The organism is Sphingopyxis sp., assembly GCF_035686825.1.
Classification (GTDB): domain Bacteria; phylum Pseudomonadota; class Alphaproteobacteria; order Sphingomonadales; family Sphingomonadaceae; genus Sphingopyxis.
In genome coordinates this window covers 765,470-791,177 of the sequence record NZ_DASRYZ010000006.1, presented here as the reverse complement: position 1 = coordinate 791,177, position 25,708 = coordinate 765,470, and the positions used below count along the sequence as shown (strand labels likewise).

Here is a 25,708-nt window from a genome sequence, read left to right as displayed (position 1 = left end):
ACGGCCCAGCTTGCGGTAAGATCGGGGAGGCGATAGGCGAGAACGCCATGAACGACCAGCCCCAAATTTCGAACCCCGACTCAGCGAATATCCGCGCGGTTCCGACTTTCGCCGAACCCGGCGTCCCGCACATCCACACGCTGAACGTGCCGGGTATGCAGGCCCTATATGTCAAGGAGGTGCGGCGGTTTTTCAAGGTCCAGCTGCAAACAATCTGGGCTCCGGCGATCACCACGCTCCTGTTCCTCGTCATTTTCACCGTCGCGCTCGGCGGCGCGGGGCGCACCGTCATCGGCGTGCCCTTCGCCGATTTCATCGCGCCCGGTCTGATCATGATGGCGATGCTGCAGAACAGCTTCGCCAATTCGAGCTTCTCGCTGCTGGTCGGCAAGATCCAGGGGACGATCGTCGATTATCTGATGCCGCCGCTCGCGGTCGGCGAACTGATCATCGCGCTGGTCGGCGCCGCGATCACGCGCGCTATCCTCGTCGGGCTGGCGCTTTGGCTCGCGATGCTCTTCTGGCCCGGCGTCCATGTCGGATCCGATCATTTGTGGGCAGTCGCGCTATTCGGTATCCTCGGCGCGATGATGCTCGGTTTTCTTGGCCTGATGACGTCGGTGTGGGCGGAAAAATTCGACCATGCCGCTGCGGTGACCAATTTCGTCGTGACGCCGCTCGCGTTGCTGTCGGGGACCTTCTATTCGGTCGAAAAGCTGGCGCCCTGGTTCCAGACGATCGCGCACGGCAACCCCGTCTATTATGCGATCATGGGCTTTCGCTATGGCTTCATCGGGACGGTCGATTCGACGATCGCCAATCCGGTGCTGACCGCAACGCTCGTGCTCGTCGCGGTCAATATCCTGCTCGGCGTGATCACCTATCGCCTGCTCGCGTCGGGCTGGAAGCTGAAAGCCTGACGATCGCGCTCAGTGGCGATGGATCGCGCGGACGCGGTAGCGGCCGTGATCGAGCCCGTCGAACATCGCTTCGATCTGCGGATGATCGATCGGCCCGCCGTCGCCGTCGGCGACGAGATTCTGCTGGCTGACATAGGCGATATAGGATGAATCGCCGTTTTCGGCGAGCAAATGGTAATAGGGCTGTTCCTTGGCCGGACGAATTTCCTCGGGGATCGCCTCATACCATTCGTCGGTGTTCGCAAAGACGGGGTCGATGTCGAACACGACGCCGCGAAAGTCGAACATGCGGTGTCGCACGATGTCGCCCGGCGCAAAGCGCGCGCGGCCGATCAGCGGGGCAGTAACGGCGGCGGGAAGTTCGGAAGAGGACTCGGGTGTCATATGGTCAATCTATGGCTGTTTACGCACGTTTCAAGTCCGTTACATTCGCACTGGCCGCGGTTTGCCGAATCGGCTGTGATCAGCGTTACAGATGCATTGGCCATATGGGCTAAATTGCTCCTCTGGCTTGTGCATTTCCCGTTCGGGTTGCGGGCCGCACCTTCAGGGGAGAAGCATTATGGCTGACGTACCACCCAATATCTCCGGACCCGCTTCGGGAATTGTTCAGCGCGCGAAGGATATCCTGCTCAAGCCCAAGGAGACCTGGCCGGTGATCGCGGCCGAGCCAGCGACGACGCAGTCGATCTATATTCCCTATGTACTGGTCCTTGCCGCGATCGGCCCGCTCGCCGGGTTCATCGGCGGGCAGGTTTTCGGTATCACGATGCTGGGCGTAACCTACCATCCGCCGCTGGCGACCGCGCTGGTTTCGGCGATCGTCTCTTACGGTCTGTCGCTCGCGACCGTCTTCATCCTTGCGCTGGTGATCGACGGGCTCGCCCCCAATTTTGGCGGGCAGAAGGATCAGGTGCAGGCGCTGAAGGTCGCGGCCTATTCGGCGACCGCCGGCTGGGTCGGCGGCATTTTCGGGATATTGCCGGCGCTCGCGGTCATCGGCCTCCTCTTCGCGCTATACGGGCTTTATCTGCTTTACCTCGGCCTGCCGGTGCTGATGAAGGCGCCGCAGGACAAGGCGCTCGGCTACACGGTCGTCGTGGTGATCGTGTATATAGTGCTTTTCCTGATCGTCGGTGCCGTCGTCGGGGCCCTCGCGGCACCGTCGCTCGTCACGGTCAGGTGAGCCCATTATCCGCTGCCCCGGTCTCGGCCGGGGCGGTTGGTTGTGGTCGAATATGCAGAAAAATGGAGGAGAGTGAGGGATTCGAACCCTCGGTACCGTTGCCGGCACTTCGCATTTCGAGTGCGACGCTTTCGACCACTCAGCCAACTCTCCTCGCTGAGAGGAGACGCCCCTAGCGGGGGTCCGATGATGTTGCAACCCTCTAGTCGCAAAAGGGCGATTTCTATCATGCCCGGATAGGAGGCGGGCTGTTATCCGTCGATCTCGTTCCGGATTCTGCTGGCAAAGCGTGTGATTTCAGGTCCAAAGGCGCGGGAAAAATCGTCGCTGGTTTCCATCCGGTCCGACATTGAAACCCCGGCAACCTCGGCCTTCGGGATGATTTCTGCCACCGCCTTTGCCAATTCTTCGGGATGTCTGGCATCCGCTCCCGGGAACAGGAGCGTGGGGACGGCGATCGCGGCGAGTTCGTGCGGACTTGTGAAGGATCGATCACGCCCGATCGCGGCGGCTGCGGCGATGCTTGCCGGATCGGATCGCGGAATGGCGTCGCGGACCAGCGTTCCGATGACCGGCGATAAATGCGGAAAGAGCGGTTCCCACGCCGCCGCTATGCCATCCCGTCTGGCCCGCTCGGCGAATTCGTCCATCAAGCGGATTTCAGCCTGCTTCGCCTCGTCATCCTCGATATCCTCGAGTCCGATCACCACTACCGCCAAAACATGTCCGGGGTGCTCGACCGCGACACGCAGGGCGATGGTTCCGCCGAGCCCGGCGCCGCCTATGATGGCACGCGAGACGCCCAATGCGTCCAACAAAGCGATGACATCGGACGCATATTGGCTCCACCGGTGGCACGAAGCGTCGCGGCACAGCGACCGGCCATAACCGCGAATGTCGGGCAGGATGACCGTGAAATCGCCGGGCATGCTCTCCGCCAGCGGCAGGAACATCCGATGATCGGGGCCCCCGCCGTGGAGAAGGACGATCGGAGTCGGATTGTCGATCTTCGGGCAGGGCTGCGAAACCCATGCTCGCAGCTCGCATCCATCATCACCTGTGAAACAGATTTCGGTGAACAGCATTTGTTTCAGATCAGGGCTTGTCAGCCTCCCACCAATAGGGAGCGCGGGTGCGGTCGCCCGTCGCGACCTCGTTCATCGTCAGCGGATCATAGAGCCGCCCGCCGAGCATCACGCGGTGGATTTTCTCGGTGTTGCGGATGTCCTGCGTCGGATCGGCGTCGAGAATCACCAGATCGGCGAGCTTGCCCGCCTCGAGCGAGCCGACATCCTTCGCATAACCCAATGAGGTCGCGGGCATGATCGTCGCGGCGCGCAGCGCGTCGATATTGCTCCAGCCGCCGCGGACGAACGACCAGATTTCCCAATGCGCGCCAAGCCCCGACTGCTGGCCGTGCGCGCCGATCGACACCATGCGGCCCGCCGCGGCGATCTTGCCCGCCTCGCGCGCCGAATCATCGTCGACATAGTCGCTTTCGGGGGCGATCACGCGGCGCTTGTTGTTCGCGGCGAGTTCGGCCGGCGGGATATGCTTCGTCAGGATCGGATGCTCCCAGACGTTCGTATGCGCGCGCCAATAGGGATCGCCGGCGGGGCCGCCATAGGTGACGACCAGCGTCGGGGTGTAATCGACCTGCGTCTGGCCCCACAGCTGGACGAGGTCCTTGTAAAAGATGTCGAGCGGGATGTTGTGCTCGACGGTCGAGTTGCCGTCCTGGATCAGCGTCACGTCTTGCGTGAACAATGACCCGCCCTCGGGCACGACGGTCATGCCTTCCATTTGAGCCGCCTTGACGACCATCTGCCGCTGGTCGCGGCGCGGCTGGTTGTAATTTTTGACGCTGTGCGCGCCCTGCGCCTTCAACCGGCGGACGTGTGCGAGCGCGTCGTCATAGCCGTTGATCTCGGCATAGACGCCCGCCGCCTTGGCGCCATAGATGACCTCACCCGTCGAAAAGATGCGCGGCGCGAGGATCAGGCCCGCGCGCTGCATTTCGGACGACACGAAAATCTCCGACGCGCGCGACGAGGGATTGTGGCTCGTCGTCGTGCCCATCGCGAGGTTGACGATCTCCGACCAATTCTGCTGCGGCACCAGCTCATCCTCGCCGTGCGAGCCGTGCGCGTGCGCATCGACGAAGCCGGGGACGATCGTCTTGCCGGTCGCATCGACCGTCACTGCGCCCGCGGGAACGGTGATCGATCCAGCGGGGGCGACCGCGGTGATGCGGTCGCCGTCGATGACGATCGCGCCGTTCTCGATCACGCCGCCGTCCTTGTCGGCCATCGTCACGATCTTGGCGCCGGTGATGACGACGACACCTTCATGCTTCGCCACCTCGCGCGTCATTGACAGCGATACGCCATCGGTCGGCGGAGTGAATTTCGGCGCCTTTTCGTCGAGGGGCGCGTTCGCGAAGAGGCTTGCGAGATCGGCGCCGAGCAGCGTCGCGCCGCGGCTCCAGTGGAGGCGGCGGCCGCCGTCCGACCAGTGCATATATTCGGCGCCGCTGCCTGAAACGCGGGTAACGGGAAGCGCCGCGCTCTTGGTGCCGAGCGACACATCCTGCCCGCCGGGCATCAACGGCGTGACATAGGCGTCGTAATTCTGCCGGAAGGCGAGCGTGCGGCCGTCAGGCGAAATCTCGTAATCGCTGACGAGCTCGCCGTTGGCATGGACACGCTTGTCCTGCCCATGAAGGTCGGTGCTGACAAGCTGGCTCTTGCCGCCCTCCGCGGTGACCATGAACACCCGGTCGCTAGCCGCGCCGAATTGCGGCTTGGCGCCATCGCTCGCGATCCGTTCGGCGGTGCCGCCCGCAGCAGCGATGCGATAGACGCCGGGATCTTCGCCCCAGCGACCCGAGGTGAGCCCGCCGCCGCCGCGCCGTTCGAACACGATCGTCTTGCCGTCGGGCGAGAAGCGTGGTTCTGCATAATGGCCCGGCGCCGTCGTCACCTTGCGCGACGCGCCGCCGCTCGCGCCGGTGACGTGGATTTCGCCCAGACCCGCGTCGGTCCAGCGCACGAACACGATCGACTTGCCGTCGCGCGACCAGCTCGGCCACAATTCCATCGCGGCGTCCTTGGCGCTCGTCAGCCGCCGGGCGTTGCCGCCGTTCGCGGGCTTGACCCAGAGCTTGCCGAGCGTTTCGAAGACGACGTTGCGGCCGTCGGGCGACACTTCGGCCCAGCGCGGCATTTTTGTCGCAAAGCTGTCGGGGGCGACCTCGACCGCCGGATGCGTCGCATCGACGATCACGCGATCATCGTTGATCGCGAACGGGATGATCCGCGCCTCGCCGCCGTTGCCGCTCACGCGGCGCAGCTTGCCGCCGGCCCAGAAGACGATTTCGCGGCTGTCGGGAGTCCACGCCATATTCGGATAGACCCCGGTGACCGCCCAGGTTTCCTGCACATCCTGATCGAGCGCGTCATAGACCTTCCGCTCGACGCCCGAGGCGAGGTCCTTGACGTAGAGCTTCGATTGCGTCCCCTCGCGCCGCACAAAGGCGAGGCGCTTGCCGTCAGGCGACGGCGTCGGACGCACCGCGCCGCCGGGCCCCGACGCGGCGGTGCTGATTTCGCCATCCTCGAGGCTGTAGTTTTCGATGTGGAACAGGTCGGTGTTGCTGTCCTGCGCATATTCAAAGATCGGCCCGGGCGTGACGTTGCGCGTATAAAAGACGCTCTTGCCGTCGGCGGCGAAGATCGGTTCGCCCAGTTCCTTCTGATGCTGTTCATTGGGCTTTTTGACCAGCGGCACGCCCGCGCCGCCCGACACATGATACATCCACACCTCGCCGGTGCCGAGCGAGCGGCCCGTGGTGAAATGCTTCTTGGCGACGAGGAACTGGCCGTCGGGCGACCAGCTCGGCTGGTTGAGCAGGCGGAAATCTTCCTTCGAAATCTGGCGCTTGTCGCTGCCATCGCGGTTCATCAGCCAGATATTGTCGCCGCCCGCGCGGTCGGAGACAAAGGCGATGCGCTTGCCGTCGGGCGAGAAACGCGGCTGATGCTCATAAGCGAGCCCCTCGGCGATCCGCGTCGGCGTGCCGCCCTCGATCGGCATCGTATAGATGTCGCCGAGCAGGTCGAAGGCGATCGTGCGGCCGTCGGGCGCGACATCGACGTTCATCCAGCTGCCCTCGTCGACCGACAGTTGGACCTTGCGCGTCGCGAGGCCCGGCGGGGCGTTAACGTCCCACTTGTCCTCCTTCTTCGTGTCGGCATCGGGCGCGGCTTGCGCCCAGACCGAGGTTGAACAAGCCAAAGCCGCCGCAAGGGCGAGAGCGAAGCGCGCCATGAAATTATCCCCGTTTGAAATTATGTGCCGAGCATATGGTCCGGGCGCGAACATGCAAGCGGCAGCTTTCGACGAAGGCGCTGGCAGGCTCGACGGGCGGCTGCTAGCCCGGTCGAAAGACTATGACCGGGAGGGCGAGGCGTGCCGCTAAAAGGGATCAGGGTACTGGATTTCGGCCGCTATATCGCTGGCCCCTATTGTGCGGCGCTGCTCGCCGATTATGGCGCCGACGTGATCCGGATCGAGGCGCCGGGCGGTAACGACGATCGCTATACGGTGCCGGTTGCCGAAGACGGATCGGGCGCGATGTTCATGCAGATGAACCGCGCCAAGCGCGGCCTGACCTTGAAGCCCGGCAGCGCCGAGGGGCGCGAGATCGTCCGCCGCCTGGTCGAAACCGCCGATGTCGTGATCGCCAACCTCCCGCACGACGCGCTGGTCAAACTGGGCCTCGATTACGACAGTATTTCCGCGATCAACCCGCGCATCATCCTTGCGACCGCATCGGCGTTCGGCAGCGAGGGGCCGCTCGCCAGCCGCGTCGGCTTCGACGCGGTCGGGCAGGCGATGTCGGGAACGGTGCAACTCACGGGCACGCCCGACCAGCCCTATCGCGCGCAGGTCAATTATGTCGATTTCGGCACCGCGCTCCACTGCGCTTTCGGCATCATGCTCGCGCTGCGCGAACGCGAGGCGACGGGGAAGGGGCAGTGCGTGTCGGGATCGCTGCTCGGCACCGCGCTGGCGCTGTCGAACGCGCTCACCATCGACCATGCGCTGAACGGCATCGACCGCCAGCCGATCGGCAATCGCGCTTTCAGTTCGGGGCCGACCGACATTTTCCGCACCCGCGACGGCTGGATCGTCACCCAGATCGTCGGCAGCGGCATCTTCGCGCGCTGGGCCGAACTCGTCGGGCGCCCCGAATTGATCGACGATCCGCTTTATGCCAGCGATATTTTGCGCGGCGACAATGGCGAGGAACTCAGCGCGATCATGCAGTGCTGGTGCATCGAGCGGACAAGCGCCGACGCGATCGCCGAACTCGCCGCCGCGCGCGTTCCCGCCGCGCCGGTGCTGCGCGCGGGCGAGGCACTCGCGCAGCCGCAGGTGGCGGCGATGGGACTGGTCGAGCCGGTCGATTATCCGGGAGCGGCGGCACCCGTCCCGGTGATCCGCGCACCGATCCATCTTTCCGGAAGCGACAAGGTCGATCCGGCGCGCGCACCGTGCGTCGGCGAGCATAGCGACGCGATCCTCGCCGAGCTCGGTTATGATGCCGAAGCGGTCACCGCTTTGCGCGCGGCAAGGATTATTTGAGCCGGGGAGGGTGGACAAACGGCAATCGCCCATTAAGTTACCGGTCAGTATAAAAATCAGCTGAGGAGCCCCCGATGACCGATAACCGCGAATATGTGCCGCCGAAAATCTGGACGTGGGATAAGGAAAGCGGCGGACGTTTCGCCAATATCAACCGGCCCGTCGCGGGGCCGACGCACGACAAGGAGCTGCCGGTCGGCAAGCATCCGCTCCAGCTTTACTCGCTCGGCACGCCCAATGGGGTGAAGGTCACGGTGATGCTCGAGGAACTGCTCGCGGCGGGACACAGCGGCGCCGAATATGACGCGTGGCTGATCAACATCGGCGAGGGCGACCAGTTTTCGAGCGGCTTCGTCGGCGCCAATCCGAACAGCAAGATTCCCGCACTTGTCGACCGCAGCGGCGCCGAGCCGATCCGCATATTCGAATCGGGGGCGATCCTGATCCATCTCGCCGAAAAATTCGGCGCCTTCCTGCCGACCGAACCGGCGGCGCGCGCCGAGACGCTATCGTGGCTGATGTGGCAGATGGGCAGCACGCCCTTCCTCGGCGGCGGCTTCGGCCATTTCTACGCCTATGCGCCGACGAAGCAGGAATATCCGATCAATCGCTACGCGATGGAGGTGAAGCGCCAACTCGACGTGCTCGACCGGCGCCTCGCGGAACATGAATATATCGCGGGCACCGACTATACGATCGCCGACATGGCGATCTGGCCCTGGTATGGCGCGCTCGCCAAGGGGCTCGTCTATGACGCGGGCGAATTTCTGCAGGTCGACGAGTATAAGCATGTCCAGCGCTGGACCGACCAGCTTGCGACGCGCCCGGCGGTCAGGCGCGGGCGCATGGTCAACCGCGTGACCGGCGATCCGGCGAGCCAGCTTCGCGAACGCCACGACGCGTCGGACTTCGATCTGCGCACGCAGGACAAGCTGGAGGGCGCCGAATAAGCGCATTTTGCGCACAGCGGAATATTGCGGCGATTAACGATCCCGCAATAGCTGCCGCCATGCCGCTGATCGCCGCGACATGATGCGCGGCGAAATCCTGCAAAATACATAAAAGCGGCGTCGGGTCTTCTCGACGCCGCTTTCATTCGCCCGCGCCATTCTGGCTGCATGACCGGCTCCAGCAGAATTTCGCGGCGCATTCGCAAGATGGGCGTCACAGGCCTTACCCTGGCGCGCGAAGAGCGCGGCGCCGCCATCGTCGAAATGGCGCTGGTGCTGCCACTGCTCCTCGCGTTGCTGATGGGCATTCTCGTCTACGGCCAATATTTCATGCTCGCGCATGATGTGCAGCAGGCCGCGAACGATGGTGCGCGGGCCTCGATCGTCGGGCTCGACGCCGCCGACCGCAGCGCGGTCGCGACCCGCGCGGTGGCGCGCAGCCTGCAGGCCGTCGGCGGCACGCACAGCGTCGCGGTCTCCGAGACGAGCGAGGCGATTACCGTCGCCGTCACCTATACCGCGCCGCAGGGCAGCCTCTTGCGCTCGAGCCTCGTTCCGTCGCCGGACCATGTCATCCACGCCCGCGCGACCTTCGAATTGCCGGTCGATTGATCGTGGCGCGCCCCTCCTTTCTTCGCCGCCTCGTCCGCAGCCGCCGCGCGAGCATCAGCATCACGACCGCCTTCGGCATGGCTATGCTGATCGGGTCGGCGGCTTTTGCGGTCGACCTCGGCTCGCTCTATCTCGATCGCCGTAAATTGCAGGGGATCGCCGACGCCGCCGCGATGGCGGCGGCGGGGCGGCCCGGCGAGGAGCTTGCGGCGGCGGAACGGATCATCGCGGCCAATTGTGATTGCGGCATCGAAATCGCCGCGCTGACGCCGGGCACCTATGCGGCGGACCCCTCGGTTCAGGCCGAGCTGCGTTTCACCGGCGGCGGCGCGTCGCCGAACGCGATACGCATCACGCTGATGCGCGATCGCCCGCTGTTCTTCGGCAGCTTCCTGACGGGCCGGCAGGACAGCATCATCCGCGCGACCGCGACGGGCGCACGGCGCGGCTATGCCGCCTTTTCGCTCGGATCGCGCGTCGCGGCGCTGAACGGCGGCCTGCCCAACGCGCTGTTGTCGAGCCTGACCGGCAGCGAGGTCAATCTTTCGGTGATGGATTATAATGCGCTCGCCAGCACCGACATCGACCTGCTCGCCTTTTCGGACGCGCTCCGCACCGAACTCGATGCCGATGTGTTGACCTTCGGTCAGACGCTGAACACGCAGGCGACGCTGCCGCAGGTGGTATCGGCGCTGGCGAGCGCGTCGGACGGGCAGGCGGCGAGCGCGCTCGAACATATCGCCGATAGCGCGCTGCCGCGCGCGCTGCTGCCGTCGCGGGCGATCGACCTCGGTCCGCGCTCGTCGAGCATCCGCATCGACGCCGCCAATCCGGTCAAGGTCAATGCGCTCAGCCTGCTTCGCACGATGCTGCTCCTCGGCAATGCCAACCGCCAGGTCGACCTGTCGCTCGCGGGCAGCCTGCCCGGCGGATCGGGCGTCGATATCGCGCTACTCGTCGGCGAGCCGCCCGCCGATTCGCCGCTCATCGCGGTGACCGATACCAATGATGTTATCGTTCGCACCGCGCAGGTCCGGCTGAAGGTCGACACGCGGGTTTCCACGCCGCTTGCCAGCGTCCATGTGCCGTTGCTCGCCGAGCTCGGGTCGGCGTCGGCGCGGATCACCGACATCGATTGTGCGCCGAACAGCAACGCCGCCGTCTCGCTTGGCGTTGTGACCTCGCCGGCGATGGTGGCAATCGGGACGGTGCCCAATGACGATTTTCAGGACATGCAGCGGCAGCTCGACCCGCAGCCCGCGCGCGTAGTGAAATTGCCGCTCGTCAGCGTCGACGCACGGGCCGAACTGACCCTGTCCGACCTCGATGAAAAGCCCGTCGCCTTTTCGCGCAGCGAGATCGACGAAGGGCGGGTGAAGACGGTGTCGAGCACCGGGCTGGTCGCGGGCGCGGCGGGGTCGCTCGCGGACGATATGGAACTCGACGTCAACGTCCTCGGCCTTGGGCTGAACCTGAAAGCGTTGACGAACGTCGTCGGCGAAACGGTCGCGCTCGCGGCGCCGGTGCTCGACAGCGTGCTATCGGACCTGACGGGCCTGCTCGGCCTGCAGGTCGGGCAGGCCGATACGCGGGTCAATGCGCTGCGCTGCGGCAAGGCGCGGCTGGTCTGATCGCACGCAGAGTGGTGCCGTTGCGGACACAACAGGCGACCGATTGATCCCTTCCAGACCGAAAGCAGTCGGCCGCCGAGTTATGGGGGTAGGGGATGGACGGGTTTTCGGGGGATATGGTGGCGACGGCACAAGAACCACAGCGCGTATCGGCGGCGGATTTCATTCGCGGCTTTGCCAATTGGCGATTGCAGTCGGCGCGCAAGCCCGTCGTCGTGACGCATCACGGCAAGGACGCGCATGTGCTGATCTCGCTCGACGATTATCGTCGTCTGGGCGACAAGACCGCCCGCGATGTCGCGACGGCTTCGGATATGTTGCAGGCTTCGCTTGCCGGTCTTGTCGAATCGGTTCGCGACGGGGTGATCCTGATCGACCGGCAGCGGCGCATCGTCGCGGTCAATCCCGCGGCGTCCGATATGCTCGAAATGCCGGCGGCCGGCCTGATCGGCGAGGCGCTGATCGCCGCCCTGCCTTCGTTCGGCGACAGTCTTGTCAGCCATCATATCGTGCGCCTGCTGGGCCACAGGGAACGTTTCTCGGGCGATCTGCCCGGGCTGCTGCGACCGCGCCAATGGCTGCACGTCGATCTGGTTCCGGCGCCGGTCGGCGGTGCGATCGTGCTGCGCGACATCAGCGAAGCGATGGAGGATGTCGCGGCCGGCGGCATGCGGGCTGCGATGCTGAGTGCAATCGAGATCGATGGCGGCATCGGTCACGCCAGCATTTCGGTCCGTGAAACGGTGGAGTCGGCGAATGCGATGCTCACCGCACTGGTCGGCGTCGATCCGGCTGCGATCCGCCGCGTGCGCTTTTCCGCGCTTCTACCCGTCAGGCAGCGCGCCGTCTTCGTCGATGCGCTCGAATCGGTCTTCCGCTCGGGGGATCCGGCCCGCCTCGCTTCACAGATGGTGACGCGCGACGGGTCGGCCGTCGACGTCAATCTGACGATCGTGGAGGTGCGCGGCCCCTATGCCAGCGAGGGCGCCGTCGTGCTCGTTACGCGACTTCAGGACAGGCCCTAAAACCAGCGTCCGCGTTCGATTGCCGTGCCGTTCGCGGGCAGCGAGAAATATTCGCCGTCCTCGCCAACGATGATCGGTCCGTCGAAATGATCCTCGGCCCCGTCGAGAAACGCCGCGTTCAGATAGGGCGACGGCATCGACGGCACCACATGGCTGAGCACGAGCATCTTCACCCCCGCGGTGCGTGCGCTGTCGGCCGCTTGCGCCGGGCTCGCGTGATAATCGAGGATGTCGCGCATGATCTGCGCGGTTTGTTTGCGGCCGACGTTGTCGAGTTGTGCGGCGAGCGTCTTCACCATCTTTGGCTGGAGCGCCTCGTGGATCAGCAGGTCGGCGCCCTGCGAGGCGGTTTCGAGTGATCTGGACGCGGCCGTATCGCCGCTGATCACGACGCTGCGCCCTTTATAGTCGAAGCGATAGCCGACCGAGGGCTGCACCGGGCGATGATCGACCGCGAAGGCGGTGACGCGGAGCCCCCCGGCATCATAAACTACCGTCGGCGAGGCCGGAACGTCGAAAGGCATCGCGATCGCTCCGGCGGCGGCGAGCGGCGTGATCTGGGCACCATGGTGCGCGGTGCGATAGCCATTGTCGAGCGTGTAGGCGGCGTTGAACCCCGCGATCACCCCCTCGACGCCCGTCGGGCCATGGACGGGTAGGGGCGAGCGGTTCCCGCTGGCGGTCCAACGCAGCAGCATCATCGGACCCATGCCGTCGATATGGTCCGAGTGAAAATGCGTGAGGAAAAGCGCCCGGATTTGCCCATTAGGCAGCCCCATCAGCGAAATATTGCGCGCCGCGCCTTCGCCCGCATCGACGACGAACATCGCCTTGCCCGCGATGACGACGGTGCAGGACGCCGCGCGTTCGCGCGCCGGAAGCGGCGAACCGGTGCCGCACAGGCCGACATGCAGTCCGTCGGGGAGGGCGGCGAGCGGATCGCGCGCGACGCCGCGCTCGACGGCTCGGTCGAAAAGCCACATGCCGATCGGCCGCTGGAACAGCCATGCTGACAGCGCCCCGACGCCGATGATCGCCGCGATCCACAGCGCGGCCCGCTGATTTCTGGTCATACTTCGCCCCCTCCCGGTCCGCACGCGGCTTGTCGCACATGCTGGACAAGCGGGGATGATAGGCGCAATCATCGGGGCAAGGAAGGTTGCAAGTAGCAACTTGCCGTTTACGTAAAGGTGAGCGCCCACTATAAGAGCGCCGATGCCCAATGGGAGATTCGTGATGGACATGGAATTCAGCCCCGAAGATTTGGCCTTCCAACAGGAAGTTCGCCAATTCATCGCCGAAAATTATCCCGCGGAGCTCCGCGGCAAGCAGGACGAGGGCGAAGAATTGTCCAAGGAGGATTTCCTCGCCTGGCATAAAATTCTGTACAAAAAGGGCTGGATCGCGCCCGCGTGGCCGGTCGAATATGGCGGCACCGGCTGGACTCCGACGCAGCGCTTCATCTGGTCCGAAGAGACCGCGCGCGCCGACTGCATCCGCTTGATGCCCTTCGGCCTCGCGATGGTCGGCCCCGTCATCTACACATTCGGCACCCCCGAGCAGAAGGCGCATTTCCTGCCGCGCATCCTGTCGGGCGAGGATTGGTGGTGCCAGGGCTATTCGGAACCCGGTTCGGGTTCGGATCTCGCCTCGCTTCGCACCACGGCGGTGCGCGATGGCGACGATTATATCGTCAACGGGCAGAAGACGTGGACGACGCTCGCGCAGCACGCGGACTGGGGCTTTTTCCTTGTCCGCACCGACAAGGATGCGAAGCAGCAGGAAGGCATCAGCTTCCTCCTCATCGACATGAAATCGCCCGGCATCACCGTCCGCCCGATCATCACCTTGGGCGGCGAGCATGAGGTCAACGAGGTCTGGCTCGAGGACGTCCGCGTGCCGCAATCGCAGCGCGTCTATGAAGAGAATAAGGGCTGGACCTGCGCCAAATTCCTGCTCGCGCACGAACGCACCGGCATTGCCGGCGTCGCGGCGTCGAAGCGCGGGATCGAGAAGGTGAAGGACATCGCGCGCACCGAACTCGACGGCGAAAAGCCGCTGCTTCAGAATCCCTTCTTCAAGCGCAAGGTCGCCGAACTCGAAGTCGACCTGACCGCGCTCGAATTCACCGAACTTCGCAGCCTTGCCGGCGCGAATGCGGGCAAGGGGCCGGGGCCGGAATCGAGCCTGCTCAAGATCAAGGGCTCGGAAATCCAGCAGCGTCTCACCGAACTGACGCTCGAAGCCGTCGGCCATTATGGCGCGCCTTACTTTCGCGGCTTCGGAGAGGGCGACAACGAGCATCCGATCGGCCCCGATTATGCGCACCGCGCCGCGCCGACCTATTTCAACATGCGCAAGACGACCATCTATGGCGGATCGAACGAGATCCAGCGCAACATCATCGCGAAGATGGTTTTGGGGCTCTGACGTCGGCGTCGTCCCCGCGAAGGCGGGGACCGCAATCGGCCTGACTCAGCGCCGCAGTTCAAACCTACAGCGGCCCCCGCCTTTGCGGGGGCGACGGGGATAATAAAATGGATTTCACCTACACCGAAACGCAGGACATGATCCGCGACACGCTCGCCCGCTTCCTGAGCGACACCTATGATTTCGAGACACGCCAGAAGTTCACGGGTGGCGATACCGGTCGCGACCCTGCCATCTGGACCGCGCTCGCGCAGGAACTCGGCATGCTTGGCGCCCCCTTTGCCGAAGAGCATGGCGGTCTCGGAGGCGGCGCGCTCGAAAATGCGATCGTGATGGAGGAACTCGGCAAGGTCATCGGGATCGAGCCCTATCTGCCGACCGTCGTCATCGCGGGCGGCGCCTTGAAGGCCGTCGGCGGCGCGCAGGCCGACGCGATGATCCCCGAGATCATCGCGGGCAATGCGATCGTCGCTTTCGCTTATGCCGAGCCGCAGGGGCGCTACGATCTCGCCAATCTGCGCACCACCGCGAAGAAGGATGGCGCGGGCTATGTGCTGAACGGTCACAAGGGCGTCGTCTACGCCGCGCCCTGGGCGACGCACCTGCTCGTCACCGCGCGTACCGGCGGCGGTCAGCGCGATAGTGACGGCGTCTCGCTGTTCCTGATCGACGCCAATCTGCCGGGCATCGTCCGCCGCGACTATCCGACGGTCGACGGCAGCCGCGCCTCCGAAATCTATTTCGAAAATGTCGCGATCCCCGGCGACGCGCTGCTCGGCGGTGAGGGCACCGGCCTGCCGCTGGTCGAGCAGATCGTCGACGAAGCGACGGTCGCCGTCTGCGCCGAGGCGACCGGCGTGATGCAGAAACTGCACGAAGGCACGCTCGAATATACGCAGCAGCGCAAGCAGTTCGGCGTGCCGATCGCGAAGTTCCAGGTGCTCCAGCACCGCATGGTCGACATGTTCATGGAGGTCGAACAGGCGCGGTCGATGACGATCATGGCGACGCTGAAACTGGCTCTGCCCGCGAACGAGCGCATGGCGGCGGTGTCGGCGGCGAAGAACAAGGTCGCGCGCGGCGCGAACTTCGTGGGGCAGAATGCGATCCAGACCCACGGCGGCATCGGCATCACGCAGGAACTGGCGATCGGCCACTATTTCAAGCGCGCGACGATGATCGAGGGCCAGTTCGGCAGCGCCGACTTCCATATGGACCGCTACGAACGGATCACGCTGGCGGACTGACCGGGATAGCGACGGACATTCCCCCTTACCGTCACCCCGGGCTTGACCCGGGGCCTGCCTTGCCTTTTCGCTGTCGTCAGGAAAAAAAAGGCGGGTCCCGGGTCAAGCCCGGGATGACGAAGCTGGAGGAAGCAATGGCTGCTTACTGCTCCAAAGCCGCCATTCGCTAATAAGCCACGTCGACCGCGATCCGCAGCGTGCGCGGGCGCAGCGGAGTAAGAAAACCCTCGTTCCCCTCAAGGAACGGGGTTCCGAGCGAAAAGCGGTTGCCGCGCGAATCGAACAGGTTGGTGAGCGTCAGCGACAGCCCGCGGCGATTGTTGCCGACCCGCATCGCGAGCCCCGTATCGACATAGTCGCCCTGGCTTTCGCCGAGCACCGGACCGATCCCGAGCCGCGAGGGCCCGATATAATTCGCCCAGCCGTTCACCCGGAAATCCTCGTCGCCGATCATCGTCGCATAATTGACCGATCCGCGCACCGCATGGCTCGCGACGTTGGGGATCCGGCCGAGCCGCGCAGGCGCCGCGGCGAAAACCGGCAGGATCTGCGGCGAAAGGTCATCGACGCGGCTGTGATTATAGACCGCACCCAGCTCAAAGGTCAGCGCATCGGTCGGCCGCATCGCGACGGCACCCGACAGGCTGGTGATGCGGCCGTCGCCGATGTTGGCGGTGGTCGGAAAGCCGCTGCTGTCGATGAAATCCGCCTGGATGTTGCGCCAGCGGCTGTGCGAGATCGAAATGCTCGCGTCGAGCAGGCTCCGTCCCTTGTCGCCGAAACGCATCCCCGCTTCCCAGGTGCGGACCTGATCGTTGAGGAAGCGCCGCACGAAATTGCCGTCGACCGCGAGGCCGCCGGGGCGGAAACCTTCCTGATAGCGCGCGTAGAGCCTGACATTGTCGAGCGGGGTCGCCAGCAGCGAAACCGACGGCAGCAGATCGGTTTCGTTGCGCGACGCGGTCGTTGCCCGGTTCGCCTCCGCCAGCGCGAAGGATACACCCTCGGCCTCGCCGCCCAGTCTTGCATGCGACAGGCGCAGACCGCCCGACGCGATCAGGTTCGGCATGATTTCGACGGTCGCCTCGGCATAGCCGGTGACCTCGGTGATCCGGTTGGTCACGCCGGGCAGGACCGCGCGAAGCGGGCCATAGGCATATTCGCGGTCCTGCCGTGCGCGATTGTTGACGAAGCTCGCGCCGACCACCCAGCCGAGCCCGTCGTGATAGGGTCGCGACAGGCGGTTCTCGCTGACGAACATGCGCGTGTCGTTATGCTGGTCGAGCACGCGCGGGACATCGGCCATGGGCGTGATCTCGACCGGGGCGAACAGGCGCTCCACATCGACCGCGCCCATGGCGACGCCGTCCCCGTCCCCGTCCCCGCGCCGCGATTCGGGCAGGCTCGCATCGAACCGCTCGAAGAGACGATGGTCGATGAAGGCGTTGGACGACTGGAAATAGAGGTCGCCCCAATCCTTCATCACGACGATCGTGCCCATGCCATAGCGGGCGGTCGCATTCTGCTCGACCATCGAGGCGCGGGTCAGCGGCGGCGCATCCTTGTCGGCATATTGCGCGTCGTCGGAGGTGATCGCCTGATAGATGCCGCCGAAATCGACCGTCCACCCGTCGCCGGCCTCAAGGCGGAAGGTGCCTCGTCCGCCGCGCACATGGACGCGGTTGACGTCGTTCTGGCCGCGCAGCGGATTGTCGATATAGCCGCCGTCGGTGAGCATATAGCCGACGAGGCGCAGCGCATGGCCGTCCTCGCCCACCGGCAGGTTGGCGATCGCGGCGATGTCGCCGCCCGGATCGCCATGCTGGGTGACCGACAGGCCGGCGATCGCCTGGATGCTCATCGCGCGCGGATCGGGCGCTTTCGGCACGACGTGGATGATGCCGCCCAGCGAGCCCGCGCCATAGAGCGTGCCCTGCGGCCCTTCGAGGATTTCGACATTGTCGATGTCATAGAGGCGCAGGTCGGGGTCCGGCGCGTTGTAGCTGAGGCGGATGTCGCCGAAATATTGCCCGACGGTCGATTGCGTCGGGCCGGTGAAGCTTGAATCGGCGATGCCGCGGATGAACAGCTTGTTGCGCCCCGAACCCAGATGGGTCGAGGAAACGGTCGCGGTCCGCGAGAGGATCGAATCCATCCCGCGTTCACCGCCAAACGCCAAATCGCCGCCATCCAATTGGGTGACGACGCCCGCGAAGTGCGAATGGGGAAGGTCGGTCTTCGACGCGGTGACGATGATCTCGTCCCGCGCCGCCGCGATCATGTCGTTCGCCGGCTCGCGCGCCCGCGGCTGCGGCACCGATCGCGGCGGAGGGGCCGCCTTTGCGACGCGGGCGGGGCGCCGTTCGATGCGCCAGCTTGTTGCGCTGACGCGCACCGCGCGCGCGTCGGAGCCATCGAGCAGGCGCTCGATCGCCCGCTCGACGCTCATTCGCCCACGCACCGGTTTGACGCGCGCCTTCCACAGCTTCGCATCGGCGACGCTGATACTGACGCCCGCCTGCCGGCTGATCAGCGGGAGAACGGACGACAGGCTGCCTTTGGGCACATTGAACGCGCGCTCGTCCGCCGCCAGCGCCTGCGCGGGCAGGCACAGCGCTATCGCTGCGACAGCGAGAGAAAGGCGCGGGTGCATGGTCAGCGGGTCAAAATCCATCCATCGCCTTGCCGCGCGGCCTTCGTCCCCGACAGCGCGGCGAGGTCGGCGATCGTGCGGTCGCGGTTCTTGTCGATGATCAGCGCGCCGCGGAACGACAGGTCGGTCGCCTCCGGCGCGATGCTCACCTGCATCCCGGCGGTGCGCTTCAGATCCTCGGCGACGACGGCGAGCGGCGTGCCGTTGTAGACCAGGAGCCCGCTGCGCCAGCCGCCGACGTTCGCGACGTCGACATCCCGCACGACAGGCGGCTTGGCGTCGCCATCGCGCGCTTCGATGCCCTTGCCCGCGACCAGCCGGACATTGTCACCGTCGGGGTTATAGAGGACGATGCCTTCGGACACCGCTACCGAGGTCTGACGGTCGCGGCGCACGACGTTGAAGGCGGTGCCGAGATCGACGATCTTCGCGCCGCCCGTCTCGACGACAAAGGGATCGTTGTCGCGGTGCACGACATGGAACATCGCCTCGCCCGCTTCCAGCCGGGCAAAGCGCGGACGATCCGCGTCGATTTCGACCACCGAGGCACCGTTGATCTCGATCTTCGACCCGTCGGCGAGGGTGATGGCGCGATGTTCGCCCGCAAGGGTCTCGATTCGGTCGCCGCCACCCAACAGGCCGAGCCCCGAGATGCTGACCACCCCGACGATCGCGGCGGCCATGGCGCCGCCGAACCAGGCGCGCCGCGAAGGCCGGCGCGGGGCGGCTGGGATCATCACCACCGACGGCGCGGGGGAGGGCGGCAGCGCGTCGAGGTCGCGATCGAGGCTCGCGACGGCGTCATAGATCGCGGCGTTCGCGCCATCTTCGGCGAGCCAGTCGGCAAAGCCGTCCCAGTCGGCGAAGCCGGGATCGCGCTGGCGGACCAGCCAGTCGATCGCGCGCGCTTCGGCGTTCATCGGGTCAACCTGCATCGAACTGCCTCCGGATTTCGGCGAGCTTCGCATAGACCTTGCGCAAATCGGCTTCGACGGTGCTCAGACTGACCCCCATTTCGCTGGCAATATCGCGTTGATGGATGCCGTCGACTCGAAAGCGCCTGAAAATTCGGGCGGGGCGCTCGCCCGTCGCCGCAATCGCACTTTCGACGAGCGTTAGCTGTTCGCGCGAAATCAGGGTGCTTTCGCTCGACGGACTTTGCGTCGCCGATGCTTCGCCCCATGCCTTGTCGCGCAGCTCGCGCTGGCGCGCCGAGCGATAGCGGTCGAGCATCAGATTGTTCGCGGCGCGCATCACATAGGGCAGGGGGTCCGAAATCGGCCCCATGCGCCGATCGGTAAGCCGCATCCACAGGTCCTGAAACAGATCCTCGGCACCGTCGCCCGCACCGCGAACCTCGAGGAAGCGCACGATACGGTCGCGGTTGGCGAGCAACACGCCTTCGATGCCCTGGACGGCGTCGGTTCGATCATGCGAATGGGTCATGGATTGCTTGCTTTGGAACGCCATCTTCCGTCGGTAAGCGCCGCTTCGCCCTGCGCCATACGTCCCCCTGATGACGCCGTCATATAGCGTCCAGGCTCCACCGCGCAACCGCGGTGCCGGGAAAGCGGGGATGGACAGTGCAAGCATCGTCTTCTTCATTCGTTCATGCCCTAGGCAAGGGGGAAGCATGGGTAGGGGTAACGCTTCCCCCTTGCGGGCGGGGTCGGCCCCGGGGGGCTAGAGACCGACCCGCAGGCTCGCGCGGAACGCCCAGCCGATATGGCTTTGCTGTTCTTCCGCGGAGACTTCACCGGCAAACTGGAAGGCCGAGTTGCCGGCGATGCCGCGGAAACGGCCGACCCAGCCGCTCGTGCGGTCATCAGGAACAAGCGTGAAGGGCGTGCCGTCCTTGAACGACGCGGTCGTTGCACCCAGCATGCCGCTGACGATCTGGCGGCGGCCGCCTTCGAGTTCGAAGCGCGTCCAGCCGTCATATTCGTCGGCGCCGCCGAATTCGAGGCCGAGCGTCATCGTGCCCGATACCGCGAGTTCGTCGCTGTCGCGGCTCAGGACCGTCAGGTCGAGCGCGTCGCCGCCGCCCGTTTCCTGATAACCGTCCTCCTTCAGCTTGAAATAGTCGACCGCGACCATCGGGCGGAGGGTGAGGCCGCCGACGCGCGTGTCATAGGCGAGCGAGCCCGAAGCCGACCACAGCGTCGCGTCCCACTTGCCCTTCATCGTCTTTTCGATGTCCTCGGCGCCGGCTTCGGCGCGGAAGATGCGCGTGCCCTTCAGGCTGATCGGCGCGCCCGAGACGCGGGCGTTCGCCATGAAGCCGTCCGAGCGCAGGCGCCAGTGCAGCGCGCCTTCGAACTGGCTCGTGCTGACTTCATTGGCGTTGCTGCCGTTGCCGTCCTTGCCGCTGAGATAGCCGATCGAACCGCCGAAATTGCCGACGTCGCTTTCGATCTCGGCGCCGAGCGAAATGCCCCAGCCGCTGACGTCATAGCTCGCCGTGTCGCCGACGCTCTTCGATGTGCCCCAGACCGCCTGGTTGACCCAATAACCCCATTTGCCCTCGTCCTGGAACGGCGCGTTGGGATCCTGCAGATAGCGCGACAGGGCGCGCGAGCCCGAGGTGACGGTTTCGAACACGCCGCCTTCATGCTCGGGCAGCATCTGGCCGAGCTGGTTGCGGAACTGGTCGCCGTCGGTGATGCCAAGGAAGACGTCCTCGATCTTCTCGTCGGCGACGACGGCGTCGAGCACCGCGTCGAACGCCCCGGTTTCCGAACGGTTGAGGCCCAATTCGGTCGTGCTCTTGCGCGACACGTCAACGATCAGCTGTGTGGCGTTCGAGGTCAGCGTGCCCTTGTAGAGGAAGGGCAGCAGCGTCTGCGAGGCGGTCAGCTTGTCCGCGCCGGTCAGCGTGCCGGCGGTCAGCACGATATGCTGGCCCTCGGCCTGCTCGATGCTCGACAGCTTGAGCGCGAGTTTCGATTCCTCGGCGAAGCTCGCGTTGCCGGTGACCTGCAGCGCCGTGCCCGTCGCCCCGCTGTCGAGCATCACCGTAAGCGTGCCCTTCTCGGTCACCGCAAGCGAGGAGATCGTCGCCGCGCCGCCGACGTCGAAGGTGCCGCCGGCCACCGAAACCGCGAGGCCCTGCGAATTGGCGAGTGTGCCCGCGAAGGTCGAGGTGCCGCCGATCGTCAGCGTGTCGGTGCCGCCGCCGAAATCGGCGAGCCCGGTGAATTTCGAGGTTCCGGCCAGCGTCATCGTGTCGCTGCCGGCGCCGAAGCGGGCATTGCCGGCATAAGTGGCATCGCCCGACAGCGCGAGCTTGTTGTCGCCTGCGCCGAAGAAGCTGTTCCCCTTCACCGAACCGTCGGCGATATCGAACACGTCGTTGCCGCCGCCGAAGCGGACGTCGCCGACGATGCTGGGCGCTGTGACGCCCGAGGCCACCGCGGTCTGCTTCACGGTCGCGCCATTGCCGTTCGCCGACAGGTCGATCGCGATATTGCGGTCCGAGGAGGCAAGCGCGCCGCTGGCGCTGATCGTGCCGCTATTTTCGACGGTATCGACGGTTCCCGACAGATCGACGATCGCGCGCGCGGTGCCGCCGTCGCCGCCGGTCTTGGCGGCGATCGAGCCGCTGTTGCGGATCAGCGCGACATCGCCGCCGGCTTCGACGATCACCGCCGTCGCCACCGCGCCGGCGTCCTTGCCGCCGGTGGACGCCTCGATCTTGCCCGCGTTGCGGATCTCGGGGGTCGTCGCGCCGCTGCCGATGCGGATGCCCGTGGCGGCCTTGTCTTTCGACTTCGCCGTAACGCTGCCGGTGCTGCCGATGCCGATGCCGCCGGCAATGGTGACCGCGCCGCCGAGGCCGCCGATCTGGATCCCATTGCCGTCCTTGCCCGCATAAAGCCCGTCGCCGAGCACCGCGCCGTCGATGATGAAGCCGAGGCCGGTGCCGGTTCCGGCAACCGCGCCGATCGCGACATCGCGGTCGGCCGACCCGATGCGGATCGCCGCAGCCGAGCCATAGGAGCGCACGACGGCATTGCCTTCCTTGGCGTCTTCGATCCCGTCCTTGTCCTCGTCCTTGTCGTCGGGCTTGGCGTCCTTGGGCGCGACCGCGAGGACGATGCCGCCGGTCACATCGCCTTCGACCGCGAGCGCGTTGCCGCCGATCAACAGGTCGTCGGCGTCGAGCTTCGACGGGTCGGCGGGCGGCGTGGTGACGCGATAGCCGGTGGCGGCGATATCGCCCTGGACGACGAGCGCGCCGGTGACGTCACCAGCGAGGCGGGCGCCGATCGCATCGACGCCCACGGCGGTGATCTTGCCCGCGAGGCGAACATCGCCCGTCACATCCTGCAGCCCGACGCCGAGCGCGCGGTCGCCGAGCACGCTGATCGTCCCGTCGTTGGTGAATTTGCCGGTCAGCGGACCGCCAAGGCGGATGCCCGCCGAGTCATTGCCTTCGATCGCGATCGCGCCCGCATTGACGATATTGCCCGTAAAGGCACCCGCGGTCGCGATGCCGACGCGGTTGCTGCCGATCGCGAACGCGCCGTCGAGATCGCCGTCCTTGTCGATGTCGGTCGCGGTATAGGTTTCGCCGATGGTGATCTTGCCGGTCGCCGCGTTCGTGATGCCGCCCGACGTTCCCGCACCCGCGAGAATGCCCGTCGCCCCGTCGACGTTGGCGAATTCGATCGTGCCTTCGTTGACGACCTTGTGATTGCTGTCGATCGTCACTGCCGGTCCGGCGACGGTCGGCTTGATCGACCCGGCCGAGGTGATCTTGATATCGTCGGGCGCGCCCGACTTGATCGTCGACGTGCGCACCGGCGTCGTCGTCGCGGTGGTGATCGTCGTTTCGGCATGGGCGGCGGTCGAAATTAGGGTGGCCAGGCAGGTGGAGGCCAGCAAGGTCTTGCGCATCGGGTTCCTCTTGAGATCGGGACCGGGACCTCTTCCCGGCGACAATCACAAGACGGAATGCTGTCCGCGCGGCCTTGGAAAAAAAATGCGTCTCCCTTAACCTAGCCGCGCGCGGTGACGATCCAGGCGGCGCCGTCGATCCGGACCGAGGTGTCGCCGGGCCGTTTCGCGAGTGCTGCGCGCACCGCCGCGGCGGCGCGGGCGCGAACATCGTCCGGCTGATCGGCCAGCGCGCGCGACAGCGGCCCGACCTGGAACGCCATGTCGAGCGCATCGTCGACCGCCTCTTCGCGCGTCGCGCCGCGGCCATAGGCGATGGCGGCGTCGAACGGCGCGATGTCGATGGCGGTGAATCCCGCCGCGGCAAGAATGCGTGCCAGCCGCTCCCTGTCGCCGAAGGCAAAGGGGCCGGGCGCTTCGGGATCGGCGGCGGGCACGTCGACGATGTCGCGGATCGCCGACATCGGCAGGCGCACCCAGTCATTCTCCGCCGCGCCGCGCCAGCAGACGAAGGCGAGCCGCCCGCCGGGCTTCAGCGCCCCACGCATATGCGCGAACGCCGCCACCGGGTCGTCGAAGAACATCACGCCGAAGCGCGAGAAGAGAAGGTCGAAACGCCCCGCGGGCAGCGGTGTCGTCGCGGCATCGGCCAGGCGGAACTCGACCGGCGCTCCGGCGGGCGCCTCCGCGCGCGCGATCGCGACGAGCTGTTCGGATATGTCGACGCCGAGGACATGTCCTCCCGGTTCGACGCAACGGGCCAACGCGAAGGTCGACGTGCCCGAACCGCAGCCGATGTCGAGGATATGCTCGCCCGGTTTCGCATCGGCCGTCGCAACCGCGGCGCCGCCGAAGTCCTGGAGCATCAGATCGAGCCGCGCCAGATTGGCGGCCCAGCGATCGCCGCTGTCGCCGTTCCAGTCGTGGGTGGGAGCGGGTGCGGCGTCGGGCATGGCAAACTTCCTTATTGAGAATGATTCTCATCTAAGTGATTTGCGCAATGAAGGCAAGCACGCGCATAGCTATGCCCTGTTGCATCGCCATGGGCCATCGGACATGCCAAGGCCGAACCGGTAACGTAGGCCGGCAAGGGAGAGTTATGAGCGAACAGATCGTCACGGTCGACATTGGCGGCACGCACGCGCGCTTTGCCATCGCCGAAGTCGAAGGCGGCCGGGTGCTCTCGCTCGGCGAAGCGACGACGCTGCACACCAAGGATCATGCGAGTTTCCAGACCGCGTGGCAGGATTTCGAACGGCAGCAGGGCGGAGCCCTGCCGCGTGCCGTGGCCATCGCGATTGCGGGGCCGACGCGGGGCGAGATCATCCGCTTCACCAACAATCCGTGGATCATCCGCCCGGCGCTGATCGGCGAAAAGCTGAATGTCGACCGCTATGTGCTGGTCAATGATTTCGAAGCCGTCGGCCATGCGGTCGCACAGGCCGACGAGGGCTATTTCGAGCGGCTCGCCGGCCCCGACGAGCCGCTTCCCGCCTCCGGTACGATCACCGTCATCGGCCCCGGCACCGGGCTCGGCGTTGCGCATATCTGGCGCGACGGCCATCGATATCGCGTTCAGGCGACCGAGGGCGGCCATATCGACTTCGCGCCGCTCGACAGCATCGAGGATGCGATTCTCGCGCGGCTGCGCAAACGCCACCGCCGCGTATCGGTCGAGCGGATCGTGTCGGGCCCGGCGATCGTCGATATTTACGAAACACTCGCCGCGCTCGAAGGACGCGCGGTGACACCGCTCGACGACAAGGCGATCTGGACCCGGGCGATGAACCGCGAGGACAGCCTCGCCGCGGCAGCGGTCGACCGCTTCTGCCTGTCGCTCGGCAGCGTCGCGGGCGACCTCGCGCTGGCGCAGGGGGCCAGCGGCGTTGTGGTGGCGGGCGGGCTGGGCCTGCGCATCCGCGACAGCCTCGTCCGCTCGGGCTTCCCCGAACGCTTCATCGAAAAGGGACGGTTCGAAGGCTTCATGTCGGCGCTGCCGGTCAAGCTGATCACCCACCCGCAACCGGGCCTGTTCGGCGCCGCGGCGGCGTTCGCACGCCAACACGCGGAATGACTCGCGCCATCCGCTGATGACCGATTGCGGACCTGCCGACTAAACCGCACAGTTCGCGAATGAAGATATGGATTCGCCGCTCCGCCGTTGCATGCATTATCGCCGTGCTGCTCGCCGCCGTTGCATGGACAGTCCTAATTGAAATTTTCCTCACGTCGTACTCGCCAAATCTGCTGCTGCAGTTACTGCTTCCGGTGGGCTTGGTCATCTTAGCGTTGGCCGCTTGGCGGATAATCGTAGCGCTATACATCTGGGCGCCGAATGAGCAGCCCGTATCCGTCGGTGTCCGGTAACGACCGATTGTGGAAATCGCATTACTCGTCACCCCGGGCTTGACCCGGGGCCTGCCTTATCCTTTTCGACGTTGGGCAGGGCGAAGGCGGGTCCCGGGTCAAGCCCGGGATGACGAACAGAGAGCGTCCGCTCCCCACC

The 25,708-nt window shown here is 65.7% G+C and carries 19 protein-coding genes and 1 tRNA gene; 10 read left to right on the top strand and 10 right to left on the bottom strand.

What is annotated here, in order from left to right; translation table 11 throughout:
- Window positions 1-47: 47 nt before the first annotated feature.
- Entirely contained in the window at window positions 48-920 is an 873-nt protein-coding gene (locus VFG17_RS17240; protein WP_325030590.1) for an ABC transporter permease, read from the top strand.
- A gap of 9 nt (window positions 921-929) precedes the next feature.
- On the opposite strand, the gene hspQ is transcribed toward VFG17_RS17240, so the two are convergent.
- Window positions 930-1,304 (bottom strand): heat shock protein HspQ, encoded by a 375-nt coding sequence (gene hspQ / locus VFG17_RS17235; protein ID WP_325030589.1) that lies wholly within the window; start codon window positions 1,302-1,304, stop codon window positions 930-932.
- A 178-nt stretch (window positions 1,305-1,482) separates the two neighbouring features.
- On the opposite strand from hspQ, the gene VFG17_RS17230 reads away from it, so the two are divergent.
- Entirely contained in the window at window positions 1,483-2,106 is a 624-nt protein-coding gene (locus VFG17_RS17230) for a Yip1 family protein (RefSeq protein WP_325030588.1), read from the top strand.
- A 63-nt stretch (window positions 2,107-2,169) separates the two neighbouring features.
- Here VFG17_RS17230 and VFG17_RS17225 read toward each other — a convergent pair.
- The 3 genes from VFG17_RS17225 to VFG17_RS17215 form a co-directional block, all read right to left on the bottom strand.
- Window positions 2,170-2,259: transfer RNA gene (locus VFG17_RS17225), tRNA-Ser, on the bottom strand.
- Window positions 2,260-2,357: 98 nt separating this feature from the next.
- Window positions 2,358-3,191, bottom strand: a complete 834-nt coding sequence (locus tag VFG17_RS17220; protein WP_325030587.1) for an alpha/beta hydrolase — start codon at window positions 3,189-3,191, stop codon at window positions 2,358-2,360.
- 10 nt (window positions 3,192-3,201) lie between these two features.
- Complete coding sequence (locus tag VFG17_RS17215; RefSeq protein ID WP_325030586.1) at window positions 3,202-6,435, bottom strand: amidohydrolase family protein; 3,234 nt, start codon at window positions 6,433-6,435, stop codon at window positions 3,202-3,204.
- A 141-nt stretch (window positions 6,436-6,576) separates the two neighbouring features.
- Between VFG17_RS17215 and VFG17_RS17210 the strand changes: the two genes are divergently transcribed.
- The 5 genes from VFG17_RS17210 to VFG17_RS17190 all read left to right on the top strand — a co-directional run bounded on the left by VFG17_RS17210 (window position 6,577) and on the right by VFG17_RS17190 (window position 11,973).
- Entirely contained in the window at window positions 6,577-7,755 is a 1,179-nt protein-coding gene (locus VFG17_RS17210; RefSeq protein WP_325030585.1) for a CoA transferase, read from the top strand.
- Window positions 7,756-7,829: 74 nt separating this feature from the next.
- Window positions 7,830-8,705, top strand: coding sequence for a glutathione-dependent disulfide-bond oxidoreductase (gene yghU / locus VFG17_RS17205; RefSeq protein ID WP_325030584.1), 876 nt, complete (start codon window positions 7,830-7,832; stop codon window positions 8,703-8,705).
- Between the two features lie 168 nt (window positions 8,706-8,873).
- On the top strand, window positions 8,874-9,317 hold the full coding sequence (locus tag VFG17_RS17200; RefSeq protein WP_325030583.1) for a TadE/TadG family type IV pilus assembly protein: 444 nt from the start codon (window positions 8,874-8,876) through the stop codon (window positions 9,315-9,317).
- A 2-nt stretch (window positions 9,318-9,319) separates the two neighbouring features.
- Window positions 9,320-10,948, top strand: coding sequence for a TadG family pilus assembly protein (locus VFG17_RS17195; protein WP_325030582.1), 1,629 nt, complete (start codon window positions 9,320-9,322; stop codon window positions 10,946-10,948).
- Between the two features lie 119 nt (window positions 10,949-11,067).
- Window positions 11,068-11,973: a PAS domain-containing protein gene (locus tag VFG17_RS17190; RefSeq protein ID WP_325030581.1), complete on the top strand. Its 906-nt coding sequence runs from the start codon at window positions 11,068-11,070 to the stop codon at window positions 11,971-11,973.
- Here VFG17_RS17190 and VFG17_RS17185 read toward each other — a convergent pair.
- Window positions 11,970-13,046, bottom strand: coding sequence for an MBL fold metallo-hydrolase (locus VFG17_RS17185; protein WP_325030580.1), 1,077 nt, complete (start codon window positions 13,044-13,046; stop codon window positions 11,970-11,972). The genes VFG17_RS17190 and VFG17_RS17185 overlap by 4 nt on opposite strands.
- Window positions 13,047-13,209: 163 nt before the next feature.
- On the opposite strand from VFG17_RS17185, the gene VFG17_RS17180 reads away from it, so the two are divergent.
- Window positions 13,210-14,403 (top strand): acyl-CoA dehydrogenase family protein, encoded by a 1,194-nt coding sequence (locus tag VFG17_RS17180; RefSeq protein ID WP_325030579.1) that lies wholly within the window; start codon window positions 13,210-13,212, stop codon window positions 14,401-14,403.
- 107 nt (window positions 14,404-14,510) lie between these two features.
- The gene (locus VFG17_RS17175; protein ID WP_325030578.1) at window positions 14,511-15,650 is read left to right on the top strand and encodes an acyl-CoA dehydrogenase family protein; all 1,140 of its coding nucleotides are present in this window, start codon (window positions 14,511-14,513) and stop codon (window positions 15,648-15,650) included.
- 166 nt (window positions 15,651-15,816) lie between these two features.
- On the opposite strand, the gene VFG17_RS17170 is transcribed toward VFG17_RS17175, so the two are convergent.
- From VFG17_RS17170 to VFG17_RS17150, 5 genes are all read right to left on the bottom strand, one after another.
- The gene (locus tag VFG17_RS17170; protein ID WP_325030577.1) at window positions 15,817-18,324 is read right to left on the bottom strand and encodes a TonB-dependent receptor; all 2,508 of its coding nucleotides are present in this window, start codon (window positions 18,322-18,324) and stop codon (window positions 15,817-15,819) included.
- Entirely contained in the window at window positions 18,306-19,238 is a 933-nt protein-coding gene (locus tag VFG17_RS17165) for a FecR family protein (RefSeq protein ID WP_325030576.1), read from the bottom strand. Before VFG17_RS17165 ends, VFG17_RS17170 begins: the two co-directional genes overlap by 19 nt.
- Entirely contained in the window at window positions 19,228-19,749 is a 522-nt protein-coding gene (locus VFG17_RS17160; RefSeq protein WP_325030575.1) for a sigma-70 family RNA polymerase sigma factor, read from the bottom strand. The genes VFG17_RS17165 and VFG17_RS17160 overlap by 11 nt, the downstream gene beginning before the upstream one ends.
- A gap of 237 nt (window positions 19,750-19,986) precedes the next feature.
- On the bottom strand, window positions 19,987-23,202 hold the full coding sequence (locus VFG17_RS17155) for an autotransporter outer membrane beta-barrel domain-containing protein (RefSeq protein WP_325030574.1): 3,216 nt from the start codon (window positions 23,200-23,202) through the stop codon (window positions 19,987-19,989).
- Window positions 23,203-23,303: 101 nt separating this feature from the next.
- Window positions 23,304-24,155: a class I SAM-dependent methyltransferase gene (locus VFG17_RS17150; protein WP_325030573.1), complete on the bottom strand. Its 852-nt coding sequence runs from the start codon at window positions 24,153-24,155 to the stop codon at window positions 23,304-23,306.
- A gap of 146 nt (window positions 24,156-24,301) precedes the next feature.
- Here VFG17_RS17150 and VFG17_RS17145 point away from each other — a divergent pair, with 146 nt between their 5' ends.
- On the top strand, window positions 24,302-25,276 hold the full coding sequence (locus VFG17_RS17145) for a glucokinase (protein WP_325030572.1): 975 nt from the start codon (window positions 24,302-24,304) through the stop codon (window positions 25,274-25,276).
- Window positions 25,277-25,708 lie beyond the last annotated feature (432 nt).